Raw genomic sequence first — 14,338 nt, 5'->3', positions numbered from 1 at the left:
ATCCCCTAAAAAATAAGAGGGAGCCTGTATAACAGACTCCCTCTTTATTTTTCTTGTGATCCTTTTATCAGGCTCCACCCAGTTTGCATTTCTGCAACACTTCCCAGGATTTACCATTATGACGAAGGAAATACAGGTTATTAACTTTAAAGGTAGCCTTGTACTCTTTGTTTTCGTAATCAGGCCATGCTTTATCGAACTGAGCATCTTCAAGATCTTTGAAAGCTACTGTTACGTGCGGTGTAAAACCGGTACGTGCCAGCATGGTACTGAAGCCAAACTCCTTGCGAAGGAAGTTGATCAGCTGCCTGTGAAGGGCGCCCATTGTTTCACTTTTCTCAACATTGATAAACAGTACGCGGTTCTGCTTGTTCGGGAAAGTACCAAAACCGTTCAGGGAAACCTCGAAAGGTGCCTGTGTTTTAGCAAATTCGGCCAGTTCATCGCAGAAGGATTTTTCCAATGCAGGGTCTGCAGTGAAAGGAACCTGGAGGGTGATATGCGGCAGAACTTTCAGCGCGTATACCGGACCAAAGTTTTCAGCGAAGTCCTGTTTTATTTTGATGATCTCCTTACCTACTTCGGCAGTAGGGAGTAAGGCGATAAAGTAGATCTTGTTATCAGGTTTAGGCGTGAAAGGACGTCTGTTGCCGCCGAAGCTCGGACGACTACCTCCTCCACCGCCGCGATTGTAGCCGCCACCACCGCCACCGCGGTTGTAACCACCACCGCCGCCGCCACGATCATAACCGCCGCCACCGCCGCGATTATAACCACCGCCGCCACCGCCACGGTCATAGCCGCCGCCACCACCGCCTTCACGGTTGTAGCCGCCGCCACCGCCACGGTTGTAGCCACCGCCACCACCGCCGCGATCATAACCACCGCCGCCGCCGCCATAGCCGCCGCCGCCTTCACGTGGACGATATCCACCGCCGCCGCCACCATCACGGTCGCCGCCACGGTTATATCCACCACCGCCGCCGTCACGGTCGCCACCACGGTTGTAGCCGCCACCACCGCCATCGCGATTGTAACCACCGCCACCACCATAGCCGCCGTTGTCGCGAGGACGATATCCACCGCCGCCACCGCCATCACGGTCGCCGCCACGATTATATCCACCACCGCCTTCACCACGGTCTCTGTTGTAATTTGGTCTGTCATTATTGTCCCGGTTGTAACCACCGGGTCTGCCCTCCCTTTCATTATTAAAATCGGGTTTGTAGTAACCGCCTGGTCTCTCCTTATTGGGATCTTGGTCTTTATCTGCACCAGGAGGAGAGTAGGGCCTGCGGGGGCGTTCGTTTCTCTCAAAAGTCATCTTACCTTAATTAAGCGTTTGAATCAATATTTGCTATTATTTCATAAAAATGAAATACATCTCCAAAAGAGTTATACAAGGGCGCCGGTGATATCCGTATTACTCCGGGTTCGCGCCAGTCGACAATTATACCAGCATCCGTCATTTTTTGTTGGATATCTTTACCTCTGTTATGGAACAACAAAGATAACTGAGCGCCACGTTCCTTACAATTTTTAGGCGTAATTATTTCAAAGTTTATGTTTTCTATCTGTTTTAACAGGAATTCAAGATAATTGGTGAGTTTAATGCTCTTATCTCTTAAAGCGGCCATACCAGCGGACTCAAACAGTTCCAATGAGGCTTTTAATGCTACCATGTTAAATACTTGTGCCGTGCTCAATTGCCATCCTTCTGCACGGCCTTTGGGTTCAAAGCCCTTTTCCATTTTAAAACGGGTGGCTTCTTCGTTGCCCCACCAGCCGCCTAATCTTGGCTGGTTCCGGTTTCGGGCATGTTTTTCATGTACAAATGCTCCACCTACAGCTCCGGGGCCTCCATTTAAATACTTATATGAGCACCACACGGCAAAATCTACTTTCCAATCGTGTAACTTCACAGGTACGTTTCCTACTACGTGCGCCAGGTCGAACCCGACTAAGGCTCCTGCTTTATGAGCCATGTCCGTAATGGACTCCATATTAAATAATTGGCCGGTATAATAGTTTATTCCCCCCAATAATATAAGTGCTAAGCTACTACTTTCTTCATCAATTATCCTAAAAATATCTTCTTCCCGGATCAAATGTTCTCCTATTCGCGGTGATACCTCGATGATTGCCTCATTAGGATCAAAGCCATGCAATTTAACCTGTGTTTCAACAGCATATTGGTCACTTGGAAAAGCACCCGCCTCCATCAGCACCTTAAAACGCTGTTTAGTAGGCCTGTAGAAGCTCATCATCATTAAATGCAGGTTAACTGTAAGTGTATTCATCACTGACAACTCCCCCTGATCTGCTCCTAAAATCCCCGTAAGTGGCCGGCTGCAGTATTGCTGATAGTATAACCAGGGATTCTTTGCCCCCCAGTAGCCTTCTACTGCACATTGTTGCCAATCGTATAATTCCTGATCTATAGCTGCCTTGACATTCTTAGGCTGTAAACCCAATGAGTTACCGCAAAAATATACTGCATTCTTACCATTTCGCTGAGGGAAATAAAACTGTTCCCTAAAAGGTCTTATTATATCTTTCGAATCCTGTTCCTCAGCAAATTTCTTTGATACCTCAAACATAAATTCAGCTTCCATGTTCTCTATTCTGGTTCTTCAAACCCCGGTTTTCTCTTCCAATCACATACGGGTTAAACAACTAATGGCCGGTTTGTTCATCAAAAATAAGAAATTGGGACAGCAGTTAATTGTTAAAGTTTGTTAAGGGCAAAAAAAAACCGTTCCGAAGAATCGGAACGGTATCTGTTAAACCTACAACTGTTACACTGTATGTGTATCGACTAAAACTCTTGTTATAACATTTAATGTTTCTTTTGATATTCTTTTACCTCACCATGTCCATTATAAGACTTTTCATCAACCACTATTACGTCTTCTTCATGATTCTCAAAAAATCTATATGCCCGGTCAGAGGCATAAGCAGGATCATGCAGTTTCCTCACATCTTCTCTCCTCATACACCACTTCAGAATCAATACCAGGAATGGTACATATTTCAACTTGCGGGATAAGTTATAATGATCCAGCACATCTATGGAACGCTTATTCATGGCGTACATCACCGGCACCAGGATCAATGTAAGGAAGGTGGCAAAAAGCAATCCGTATACCATTGTCCATGCCAGCGGTCCCCAGAAGGCAACGCTATCTCCACCAAAGAAAATATGCGGTTCAAATGAAGAAAATAATCCCGCAAAGTCAATATTAAAGCCCACTGCCAGCGGTATTAAACCAAGGATCGCAGCGATTGCAGTCAATAATACCGGTGTCATACGTGTTCTTCCGCCTTCCACAACAGCCTCATATACAGGTGTTCCCTGCATCACCAACAGGTCTATAAATTCTACAAGCACAATACCATTACGCACCACAATACCCGCCAGTGCCATGATTCCTACCCCGGTCATTACGATTGAGATATCCATTTTGAAAATGGAGAAACCAAGGAATACACCGATGATACTGAACAGGATTTCCATGAAAATGATCAATGGTCTACCTATAGAGTTGAATTGTATAACCATGATCATCAGGATTAACCCGAAAGCTCCAAGTGCCGCCATCAGCAAGAAGTTCATTGTTTCTTGCTGGTCTTCCTGCTCACCTGTCATCTTGATAGTAGTGCCAGGCGGTTTTGGAAAATCTTTCAACGCTGTCTGGATCTGCTGCACTATTTCATTGGTGTTATATCCTGTAAGTACATTGGAATAAAGCGTAATAACGCGTTTCTGATCTATACGCTTGATACTTGCATAAGTATTGGAGTACTTAATATCTGCTACAGCAGATAATGGTACCTGACGGATAGCTCCTCCCATATTCATATCACGGTACACAATATTCATATTCATCAGCGTGTTAATATTATTACGCTGAGTTTCTTTGAAACGTACCATTATTTTATAATCATCTTCCGGATCACGGAACTTAGAGGCCTCATCTCCATACAATGCCGTACGCAATGCCATACCGATAGTAGCGGTAGAGATTCCTTCCCGGTTAGCCCGTTCCCTGTCTATATTCACCAGGATTTCCGGTTTGTTACTCTGGAAATCTGTTTTCAATTCTTCCACACCATCAATCTGTAAAGAGTCCAGGTAACGTTTTAATTTTTCTCCACCAGCCGTAAGCTCTTCAAACTTATCGCCAGAGATTTCTATATTAATAGGCTTACCTGTTGGCGGGCCACCCTGTTCCTGTTCAACTGTAATATCTGCACCGGGAATACCTTTTGCAGCTTCTCTTATCTTTCCAAGGTACTGCTTGGTAGATACACCATTGCGTTTCCCAAATTCCACGAAAGCTACTGTTACCTTTCCCTTATGTGGCTGTGTACTCAGATCCTGCTGTGAAGGATCTCCGGCACCTACCGCCACATTGGAGATAATAGATTCCACAATGGGATTATTAGTACCCATTACTTTCGTGATCCTGTCTTCTATTATATGTGTAATAGAATCCGTGTATTTCTGATCTGCACCCATAGGCAACTCTATGTAAGCATAGATGAAGTTAGGATCTGCCGTTGGGAAGAATACTACTTTAGGATTACGTATACCCGTTAAAACAATACTGAAGATGAGCAAAAAGAAAGTACTTAACAGGATCCATACAGGACGCCAGCCAATAAGACACCATTGCAACATACGCTTGTAACGGTTCTGTACTCTTGGCCATAGGTTACTCTGGAAGCGGCGGGCAACACCACCCAGCCAGAAACGCTCCATCACAATCATTGCATAAACGAATAATACAAAGTTGCCTACTCCCCTGCTACCTGCGAAGTAAGCAATCAGGGCAATAACAACAAATACAACCGTGAGGATGGTAAACTTCCTGTCGAATTTCGGTGTAGGATGCGCTTCTCCTTCATGACGATCCATGAAGTCTACTGCAAACACCGGATTAATAATGTATGCTACTATCAGGGATGCTCCCAGTGTAGTGATCAACGTTACCGGCAGGAAGAACATGAAACTACCAATAATACCCGGCCAGAAAAGCAGTGGTACAAATGGCGCCAGCACCGTTAGTGTACCGGAGAATACCGGCAGGAATACTTCACCTGCGGCTATCTTAGCTGCTTTAACAATACCAAGATCCTTCCTGCTATAAAAAATACGGTGTACGTTTTCTATCACCACAATTGCATCATCTACTACAATTCCCAATGCCAGCAGGAAAGAGAACAGTACCATCATATTCAGCGTAAAGCCATATGCAGGCATCAGCAGGAATGCAATGAACATAGAGATAGGTACGGACAAAGCCACGAATATGGCGTTTACAGCACCCATGAAGAACATCAGGATCAGCGTTACCAACATGAAACCGATAATAATCGTATTGATCAGGTCATGCAATGTTACACGGGTAGAATCCGACTGATCTGCAGTGATTTTCACTTCCAGTCCTGCGGGCAGATAATCTGCCTGCATTTCTTTAATGATAGCACGGATTTTATCAGAAGCATCAATCAGATTTTTTCCGCTCTGTTTGATTACGTTCAGCGTGATTACATTTTTACCATTCAAACGCGCATAACTCTCCTGCTCTTTGAAGCCATCCACTACCTCTGCAATATCGCGGAGATATACGGTTGCGCCTGACTGTCCGCGTATAATCAGATTACGTAGTTTGGATGCATCTTTATATTCACCTTTTACACTAAGAGTACGTTTCTGACCATCCATAGATACAAGACCACCGGAGATTGTCACGTTCTCTGACTTAATAGCCGTTGAAACATCACCAAAGCTGATCTGTGCAGCATCCATTTTATACTTATCAACATTGATCTGTATTTCACGGTCCAGTGCCCCCACAATATCTACACGGGTGATTTCACTAAGCGCTTCAATACGATCCTGCATTTCGTCTGCATACTTTTTTAATGTTTGCAGATCAAAATCACCAGCCAGGTTCACGTTCATAATAGGAATCTGCGATACATCCACCTTAATGATCTGAGGTTCCTGGGTTAGATCAGTTGGCAGATCTTTCTTTGCATCATCTACTTTCTGCCTCACCTCCTGCCGTGCAGCATCCATATTTTCACTCGCATCAAATTCTATGATGATGGCAGAGTAATCCTGCATGGACGTACTTTTGATGGATTTCACACCGGAAATACCGCCCAGTTGTTTTTCAATGGGTTTTGTAACCAGCGTTTCCATGTCTTCCGGAGCAGTACCACTATAAATGGTGCTGATATAAAACTGAGGGAATACTACTTCAGGAAACTGTTCCTTTGGCAAACTCTGATATGACATGATACCCGCCAAAGCGAGGATAATAGTGGCGACATAAATGCTCACCTTATTATCGATCGACCAGCTGGTAGGTTTAAATTCTTTATTGAGATTATCTTGCATAAACCTTGTTTTAATTATTATTGCTGGATCAGGTCATTATCATTCAATCCCTGGTAACCGATAATTACAATATTCTCACCAGGCTGCAGTCCGCTTTTAATTTCTGCCTTGTCATTATAAGTATGTCCCATCTCTATTTCTCTTCTTTTTGCAACACCATTCTGGACAAGGATCACATACGGTTTACCTAATGAATACTGAATCACATTTACAGGGATCACAACTGCTTTTGGAGTTCTGTAATCTATGATCTTGATCTGGGCCATCATATTTGGACGCAGCGCAGGATCTGCCTGTAAGGGAACTTCTACTTTAATTGTACGGCTAAGCGGATCAATTACTCTTGCAGCAAAACTGATTTTAGTACGTACCTGTTTATCAATGTCCGGGAAGTTGAGAACAACAACATCACCTGTTTTTACTTTGCCGGCATATGCTTCTGCCACATTTGCCAATACTCTCAGGTTACTGTTATTCACTACACGGAAAGCCGGAGCTCCGGGTGTTGCATTATCTCCCAGCTTTGCTATTACAGCATCTACTGTACCACTAATAGGTGAAATAATTTTTGCCTGTCCCATCTGATCCTGCAGCGTAGCTATCTTTCTTTCAAGACCTTCTTTCTGGTTTTTAGCGTTCAGGTATTGCAGTTCAGAACCTATTTTCTGGTTCCACAGGTTTTGCTGTTTCTGGAATACGGTATTGGCAAGCTCCAATTGTGTATGCAGTTCCGACATGTTGGCCCGCAGAATCTGATCATCTACCTGTGCCAGTGTCTGGCCTTTGCTTACAGACTGTCCTTCTTTTACAAAGATATTTGTGATTACCCCGGGTATTCTGGAAGAAACATTTACATTTTCACGTGCATCCACGCTTCCCTGTATATCTATATAGTGTTCAAATACTGTATCCTGAACAGCAGTTATTACCACTGTTTTCTTTTTCTTCAGTGTATCACTTTTGCTGGTTTCCTTTTCGAGTTTAGTGATTTTCAGTTCCAGTTCTGCTTTTTTCTGTTTCAGTTCTTTCAGCTGATCTTCTTTGCTTGTACTACAAGCCGCGACGAATGCAGTAATCAGCAGAGCAGGGAAATATCTTTTAAACATATAGTTGTAGTTAAGGATGATCGATAATGTTTTACAATTTGCCGTATGCTTTCAGGTAATCTACTTTGGCAACTACCGCATTATATAAGGCTGAGAAATAATTGTTCTGTGCAGTCAGCAGATCATTTTCTGCTGTACTCATTTCAAGGCTGGAACCTACTCCTTCCCTGTACTTCGTCTGCGTCATATTGTATACTTCCTGCGCCAGCTGCATATTGCTTTCCTGAGCATCCAGTGTGAGAATGTTGTTTCGCAGATTAGAAGAAGACTGGGAACGTTCCAGATCTATGCCTAGTTTGGCATTATCCAGTTGCACTTCTGCTTTTTTCACTTCCAGGAAAGCCTGATCCACTTTACGTCTGCGTTGAGAACCTGCATAAATAGGTAATGTCAGGCTTGCACCATAACCTACATATCCATACCAGGTTTCTGTTTTAAAGTAATTGAATACATCGCTGGCTCTGCTTGCTCCACCTGTACCAAAGAGAGCCAATGTAGGCAGTGCATTTAACTTATACCGTTTCACATCATATTCGTATGCCCGTTTCTGTGTTTCCAGTAACTGGTATTCGATGCGCTGTGTATAGTCGCTATTATCCGCAGCTATCTGGGATTTTATTTCTGTGGTAGAAAGTGTATCCGTTAATGTGATCTCCTGTTGTAAAGACATTCCCATCTGGTATTTCAGGGCAGCAATGCCTACTTCGCTGAGATTACGGAGTTTGGTTTCTTCTGTACGCAGGTTGGTGAGTTGTACCATCAGCCTGTCTACATCCAGTTTTTCCACCAATCCGTTCTTATAGGTTTCTTTTGTATCACTCAGTATTTTTTCTACTGATGCAATGTTGCCGGTAAGGAACTGTAATGCCTTATGAGCAGAGAGTACATTATAATAAGATTTGTACACATTTACCTTTACATCTATTTCTGTTTTCTGGACATTGCGGGTAGAGAGTTCTTCCAGTGTTTTGCGTGCCTGCAGGGCTACCAGTATACTGGGATCAAATAATACCTGGGTTACTTTCACTTCTCCGATCACATTAAATTTGAGTCCGAAGGAGAAAGGAACCAAAGTTCCTTTAGGCACAGTGTCGCTAAAATTAGAAGCATCGATCAATTGTTTCTGTACAATTGGATTATGCTGGAAGGTACCATTGCCTGTTACGTTTGGCAGGGCCAGTCCACTTACTTCTTTATTCTTGGCAAGTTGGATCAGTTGATCCAGTTTTGCCGTACGGATAGTTGCCTGGTTGGCCAGAGCATAGTCTACAGCCTGTTTAGCAGATAGTGGCAGCACCTCCTGCTGAGCGGGTTTGGCTGGCTGTTGGGCCATCCCCATTAAAACAGTTAGTAGGAGAAAAACACAGGTTAAGCCAACGTGCTTAATTTTTAGTCGCATAAAGGTTTATTTTGCAAGAGTTATTTCCTTGTATTGTCCTATACGTTTGTATCCTTCTTCAGATACAAGGCCATATAGGTAATGTTCCAGCAGGATCCGCTGCACTTTACTCATTTCGTATTTAGCCACCGGGAATGCATCCGGCTGAAAGCATAACATGGTAGTGGCCAGCCGGTATTGCGTCATGATATCAAGATCGAGTTCCGGACGATAAAGACCTTCCTTTACGCCGCGCTCCAGGTTCTGACGGATGATGAGCTGTAATCCGCCATTTTTATAATCCTGGAATACCTGAAATGCCTGAGGATGGAAACGTTGCAGATCAAACAGCACTATAGGATTCATATAACGGAAGCATTCATCCAGCATCTGCATTACAAGAAAGAGTTCCTCAATCGCATCTCCGGCTTTCTGCTGATTTTCCACAGATTCCCTCTCCATTTCCTTGAGATAACGGGAAATAGCGTTCATTACCAGTTCATCTTTATCAGCAAAATGTGCATACAGCGTTTTTTTAGATACACCCATTTTCTGGGCTATATCATCCATCGTAATAGACCTTGTTCCAAATTGCCGGAACAAGCCAAATGAAGTATCGAGGATCCGTTCCTGTATTTCCATTTTGAAGTGTATGAAGTTTTTTTTCTTATTGCGGGCTCATTTCCAGTCAATTGGATCATTATTGGTTTTTCCAGTCGGTGGTTTTAACAGATTTGTCTTGCTACAGCAGCAAAACTATGGAAACTTTTTAAACTACAAAAGTTTCCAGGACAAATTTATTTAATGTGCTTATCTTGATAGAGAGCAGGAGACAGACAAGAAAAAGGGGGATAAAATAAACTATGTAACTTCGTGCAGTCACAGCCCGGATTGAACCCGGGGCACACTTATACACAAATAATATATGTCTCCAAAAATCCGATTGAAACTCCTGGCAGCCCGCATGTTGCGGTATTTTTTCCAGGGATTGATCATTCTTGCCCCAGTTGGGATTACAGCACTGACACTTTACTGGGCATTTATGACAATTGATAATATCATACCCAGAGAACTGATTCCCATAGATACTCCGCTGAAATATCTCCGCTATAAAGGGGTAGGTTTTATACTTGTTATAGCACTGGTAGTGGGAGTAGGCTATCTGAGTTCTTCATTTATATTAAGCAGGATCTTCTCTTTATTTGATCAACTACTGGAAAGAACCCCTTTTATTAAGTATATCTATACTTCCGTAAAGGATGTATTTGATGCTTTTGTAGGAGAAAAGAAAAAGTTTGATCACCCGGTACTGGTACAGATCTATGGTGTGGATGTATGGGAAATGGGCTTTATTACCCAGACAGATGTTAGCAGCCTGGGATTAGATAATCACATGGCAGTGTATGTTCCCCATGCCTATGCCATCACCGGGAAAGTTTTTATGGTCCCCAATGAACGGGTAAAACATCTGACCAATATTTCAGCAGGTGAAGCGATGAAATTTGCAGTGAGTGGAGGGGTGACCAGCCTCGATGGCCATCATCATAAATAATCAGTAAATTTATTAACGTCAAAAACAAATTATCTCAAAAAAGAGGTAATTTAAAGTACATGATAAGTGCATGAACAGTATATAACAAATACATAACTATGCTCTGGCCAGGTTCATCCTACGTTCATCCTACGTCTTTAAACGTAAGATGAACGTAGGATGAACCTGGCCAGAGTATAGCTGAGGTATAGTTGAGGTATAGTCATGCTATCTTCCAAGAGTTAAATTATTACGTTTGTTAACCAGTTTCCCAATGTTTCTCCGGCTATTTGTGATCATGCTGATCATATTCTTTCCAATTTCAACAAAAGGATGGGGCTTTTTTGCCCATCAGCGTATTAATCGGCTGGCGGTATTTTTATTACCACCGGAAATGATCGCATTATATAAACCACAACTGGAATACCTGACTAATCACGCCACAGATGCTGATAAGCGGCGATATATAGTAGCTGCAGAAGGTCCCCGGCATTATATTGATATTGATCATTACAGAGAAGAATACCTCCCTGTAGTATGGCGGGATGCAGTTACGAAGTTCAGTGAGGATACATTGAATACCTACGGGATCCTTCCCTGGCATATCTCTCATATGATGGCCCGCCTTACAAAAGCATTCCAGGAAAAGAATAGCGCTCAGATTATGAAACTTAGTGCTGATCTCGGGCATTATATAGCAGATGCCCATGTTCCCCTGCATGCCTGTTCCAATCATAATGGCCAGTTTACTGGTCAGCAAGGCATTCATGGACTATGGGAATCGCGGATTCCAGAGTTGCTGGCCGACCAGGCTTTTAACTATTGGGCTGGTAAAGCAGTATATATCCGGGATATCCAGGCCACCACATGGCAGATCGTTAGGGAAAGTGCAATGGCGGCAGATACGGTATTAAAGAAAGAACGGACGTTGAGCATTCACTTCCCAACAGATCAGCGTTATGCCTATGAAAACAGAAGTGGTAAACTGGTAAGAACCTATTCAACAGCCTATACCAGGGCCTATCAACAGGTGCTGGGGAACATGGTAGAACGACGGATGTGTGGCGCCATATTCATGATTTCAAGTTTTTGGTATACCGCTTGGGTAAATGCCGGTATGCCGCATTTAGGCGAGCTTGACGCCAAAATTTTCTTGAAGGAGAAGGTACTCCCTGTAAAAGACAAAATGATAGGCAGACAAGAAGAATAATGGGGTATTTTCAATTAATTTCGATTTTAAAAAATAATAATTTATCTTTGTTAATACTATCTTTTTAGCCTTATCCTACACGCTATTAGCATCATTTTGAAATACCATACATTTTTTAATCCATTCCTCTGAACAAACCAAGAACAACGTGGAAAAAGCTAACAATGTATTTAACTTAGATCGACCTATGAAGGTGCATAATTTTAACGCAGGGCCTTCTGTACTGCCAAATGAGGTGCTATACAAGGCCAGCAAAGCTTTGATTGACTTTGAGGGTTCAGGAATGTCTATTTTGGAAATTGGACATAGAACCCCGCTGTTTCAGGCGGTTTTGGATGAGGCACGCAATCTCGTAAAGGAACTGATGCAATTGGAAGATGATTTCGAAGTACTCTACCTGCATGGTGGGGCTACTACCCAATTTCTTCAGGTACCTATGAATTTGCTGGAAAATGATGGGACGGCGTCCTACATCGATACTGGTGTATGGAGTAACAAGGCTATTAAAGAAGCAAAACAATTTGGATTCGTAGATGTAGCTGCCAGCTCTAAGGAGAGTAACTACACCTATATTCCGAAACAGTTTACTATTCAGCCAAAGTCAGCTTACCTTCATATAACTACCAACAACACCATCTATGGTACTCAATGGCAGAAGATGCCGGAGACTGAAGTGCCATTGGTGGCTGATATGAGCAGTGATATACTGAGCCGTCAACTTGACTTTAACAAGTTCACCCTCATATATGCCGGCGTACAGAAAAACATGGGAGCTGCAGGTACCACTATGGTTGCTGTTCGCAAGAGTGCGCTGGGAAAAGTAACCCGTAAAATACCATCCATACTGGATTACCGTAATCATGTTGAAAACGGTTCCATGTTAAATACCCCTCCCGTATTTGCTATCTATATTTCAATGCTGACACTGCGCTGGCTGAGAGATCAGGGCGGAGCAGCTGGTATAGAAAAGATTAATGAGAAGAAAGCTGCACTCTTATATAATGAGATCGATCAAAATCCACTGTTCCGTGGTACTGTGGCCAAAGAAGACCGCAGCCGTATGAACGTATCCTTTATCATGGATAAACCGGAACTGGAAGAAGAATTCCTTAAATTCTGCAAGAAAGAGGATATCGTTGGTATCAAAGGTCATCGCATGGTAGGCGGTTTCCGCGCCTCTCTCTACAACGCCCTCCCGTACGACAGTGTAGAGGTGCTTGTAGAAGCAATGAAATATTTCAGTCTGAAGAAAGCATAAAAGATTTCTTTACAACATAACACAAAGGGCTCCTGAACAGGAGCCCTTTGTGTTATGTATTGGTGCATTAATTAATTACTTTTGCGGCTTAACAATTATAAATCATGGCAATCATCAAACCCTTCAAAGGATTAAGACCTACTCCGGCACTGGCAGACAAAGTAGCGGCACGCCCCTATGATGTGCTGAGCGCAGCAGAAGCAAAGGTAGAAGCAACAGGTAACCCATATGCTTTTTACCATGTTTCCAAATCGGAAATAGACCTGCCGGAAGGTACAGATGTATATAGTCAGGCGGTATACGATAAAGCAGCAGAGAACCTGCAACGCTTCATTAAAGAAGGGACACTTTTCCAGGATAATACCCCTTGCTATTATATTTATAAACTGGTAATGAACGGTCGTACCCAGACTGGACTCGTTTGTGCATCCTCCGTATCAGATTATAATAATGGAATCATTAAGAAACATGAATTTACCCGGCCTGATAAAGAACAGGACCGTATCAACAATATCAAAACCACCCGTGCCCAGACAGGGAACGTATTCCTGACCTATAACGATGTGCCAGAGGTGAACTTCCTGGTGGATCACTGGATGGCGGCCCACACTCCGGCTTACGATTTTACAGCTTCAGATGGTATTCAGCATACCGTTTGGGTAGTAGATGAACCTACTGCTGTAAATGAAATCAGCACCCTTTTTGAGAAAAAAGTACCCTTCACCTATATCGCAGACGGACATCATCGTGCCGCCTCTGCCTCTTTGGTGCAGAAAGAATTGGCAGAACAGAAGATCATCACTGCAGATGATCCGGCTAATTTTTTCCTGACCACTATTTTCCCGGCCAGCCAACTGGTGATCCTGGATTATAACCGCGTAGTAAAAGATCTGAACGGCCTGAGCAAAGAAGCCCTGCTGTCCAGGCTGGAATATGATTTCAATGTAGAGCCCATTGGCCATATGCCCCAGCAGCCATCCATGCTGCATGAATTCAGCATGTATCTGGATGGTACCTGGTACCGTCTGGTGGCAGAAGAAGGCACCTATACCACTGATCCAATTGGCATCCTGGATGTAACTATCCTTTCCAATAATGTGCTGGACAAAATCCTGGGTATTAAAGATCAGCGTACGGACAAGCGTATTGATTTTGTTGGCGGCATCCGCGGGCTGAATGAACTGGTAAAGAGAGTAGACAGTGGTGAAATGAAAGTGGCATTTGCACTCTATCCCGTTACTATTCAGCAGTTATTTGATATCGCAGATAGTGGTAATGTAATGCCTCCAAAAAGCACCTGGTTTGAACCTAAACTCAGAGATGGACTGATCAGCCACCTGATCTGATAACATAATTAGCTGATATATCCGGCCCGGGCAAAATAATTGCCCGGGCTTTTTAATTGGACTTAAAAGCGGATGGCACACTTTTTTCTTTATTTTT

General features: G+C 43.2%; 10 protein-coding genes. 4 read left to right on the top strand and 6 right to left on the bottom strand.

Features of this window, described 5'->3' with window-relative positions; translation table 11 throughout:
• Window positions 1–67: 67 nt before the first annotated feature.
• The 6 genes from BM176_RS32965 to BM176_RS20910 form a co-directional block, all read right to left on the bottom strand.
• Entirely contained in the window at window positions 68–1,324 is a 1,257-nt protein-coding gene (locus BM176_RS32965) for a 2'-5' RNA ligase family protein (RefSeq protein WP_255373558.1), read from the bottom strand.
• A gap of 10 nt (window positions 1,325–1,334) precedes the next feature.
• Window positions 1,335–2,615: a kynureninase gene (kynU, locus tag BM176_RS20930; protein ID WP_255373557.1), complete on the bottom strand. Its 1,281-nt coding sequence runs from the start codon at window positions 2,613–2,615 to the stop codon at window positions 1,335–1,337.
• Window positions 2,616–2,839: 224 nt separating this feature from the next.
• On the bottom strand, window positions 2,840–6,412 hold the full coding sequence (locus BM176_RS20925; RefSeq protein ID WP_090106284.1) for an efflux RND transporter permease subunit: 3,573 nt from the start codon (window positions 6,410–6,412) through the stop codon (window positions 2,840–2,842).
• 17 nt (window positions 6,413–6,429) lie between these two features.
• Window positions 6,430–7,518 carry an efflux RND transporter periplasmic adaptor subunit gene (locus BM176_RS20920; protein ID WP_090106283.1) on the bottom strand — a complete coding sequence of 363 codons (1,089 nt, stop codon included), beginning with the start codon at window positions 7,516–7,518 and terminating at the stop codon, window positions 6,430–6,432.
• A gap of 31 nt (window positions 7,519–7,549) precedes the next feature.
• Entirely contained in the window at window positions 7,550–8,851 is a 1,302-nt protein-coding gene (locus tag BM176_RS20915) for a TolC family protein (protein WP_218162254.1), read from the bottom strand.
• 72 nt (window positions 8,852–8,923) lie between these two features.
• A complete protein-coding gene (locus BM176_RS20910) occupies window positions 8,924–9,538 on the bottom strand; it encodes a TetR/AcrR family transcriptional regulator (RefSeq protein ID WP_090106281.1) in 615 nt (204 codons plus the stop codon).
• Between the two features lie 283 nt (window positions 9,539–9,821).
• On the opposite strand from BM176_RS20910, the gene BM176_RS20905 reads away from it, so the two are divergent.
• From BM176_RS20905 to BM176_RS20890, 4 genes are all read left to right on the top strand, one after another.
• Complete coding sequence (locus BM176_RS20905; RefSeq protein WP_090106280.1) at window positions 9,822–10,448, top strand: DUF502 domain-containing protein; 627 nt, start codon at window positions 9,822–9,824, stop codon at window positions 10,446–10,448.
• Window positions 10,449–10,701: 253 nt separating this feature from the next.
• Window positions 10,702–11,637 carry a zinc dependent phospholipase C family protein gene (locus BM176_RS20900; protein WP_255373556.1) on the top strand — a complete coding sequence of 312 codons (936 nt, stop codon included), beginning with the start codon at window positions 10,702–10,704 and terminating at the stop codon, window positions 11,635–11,637.
• Between the two features lie 187 nt (window positions 11,638–11,824).
• Window positions 11,825–12,895, top strand: a complete 1,071-nt coding sequence (gene serC, locus BM176_RS20895; RefSeq protein WP_090106278.1) for a 3-phosphoserine/phosphohydroxythreonine transaminase — start codon at window positions 11,825–11,827, stop codon at window positions 12,893–12,895.
• 104 nt (window positions 12,896–12,999) lie between these two features.
• Window positions 13,000–14,241 carry a DUF1015 domain-containing protein gene (locus tag BM176_RS20890; protein ID WP_090106277.1) on the top strand — a complete coding sequence of 414 codons (1,242 nt, stop codon included), beginning with the start codon at window positions 13,000–13,002 and terminating at the stop codon, window positions 14,239–14,241.
• The last annotated feature ends 97 nt before the right edge of the window (window positions 14,242–14,338 follow it).

It is taken from the genome of Chitinophaga sp. CF118, from assembly GCF_900112615.1.
Classification (GTDB): domain Bacteria; phylum Bacteroidota; class Bacteroidia; order Chitinophagales; family Chitinophagaceae; genus Chitinophaga.
This window is presented reverse-complemented; position numbering and strand designations above follow the sequence as displayed.

Bases quoted from the DNA above. Each gene is read 5' to 3' on its own strand.
- BM176_RS32965 (WP_255373558.1), bottom strand. From the start codon at position 1,324: ATGACTTTTGAGAGAAACGAACGCCCCCGCAGGCCCTACTCTCCTCCT.
- kynU (WP_255373557.1), bottom strand. From the start codon at position 2,615: ATGGAAGCTGAATTTATGTTTGAGGTATCAAAGAAATTTGCTGAGGAA.
- BM176_RS20925 (WP_090106284.1), bottom strand. From the start codon at position 6,412: ATGCAAGATAATCTCAATAAAGAATTTAAACCTACCAGCTGGTCGATC.
- BM176_RS20920 (WP_090106283.1), bottom strand. From the start codon at position 7,518: ATGTTTAAAAGATATTTCCCTGCTCTGCTGATTACTGCATTCGTCGCG.
- BM176_RS20915 (WP_218162254.1), bottom strand. From the start codon at position 8,851: ATGGCCCAACAGCCAGCCAAACCCGCTCAGCAGGAGGTGCTGCCACTA.
- BM176_RS20910 (WP_090106281.1), bottom strand. From the start codon at position 9,538: ATGGAAATACAGGAACGGATCCTCGATACTTCATTTGGCTTGTTCCGG.
- BM176_RS20905 (WP_090106280.1), top strand. From the start codon at position 9,822: ATGTCTCCAAAAATCCGATTGAAACTCCTGGCAGCCCGCATGTTGCGG.
- BM176_RS20900 (WP_255373556.1), top strand. From the start codon at position 10,702: ATGTTTCTCCGGCTATTTGTGATCATGCTGATCATATTCTTTCCAATT.
- serC (WP_090106278.1), top strand. From the start codon at position 11,825: ATGAAGGTGCATAATTTTAACGCAGGGCCTTCTGTACTGCCAAATGAG.
- BM176_RS20890 (WP_090106277.1), top strand. From the start codon at position 13,000: ATGGCAATCATCAAACCCTTCAAAGGATTAAGACCTACTCCGGCACTG.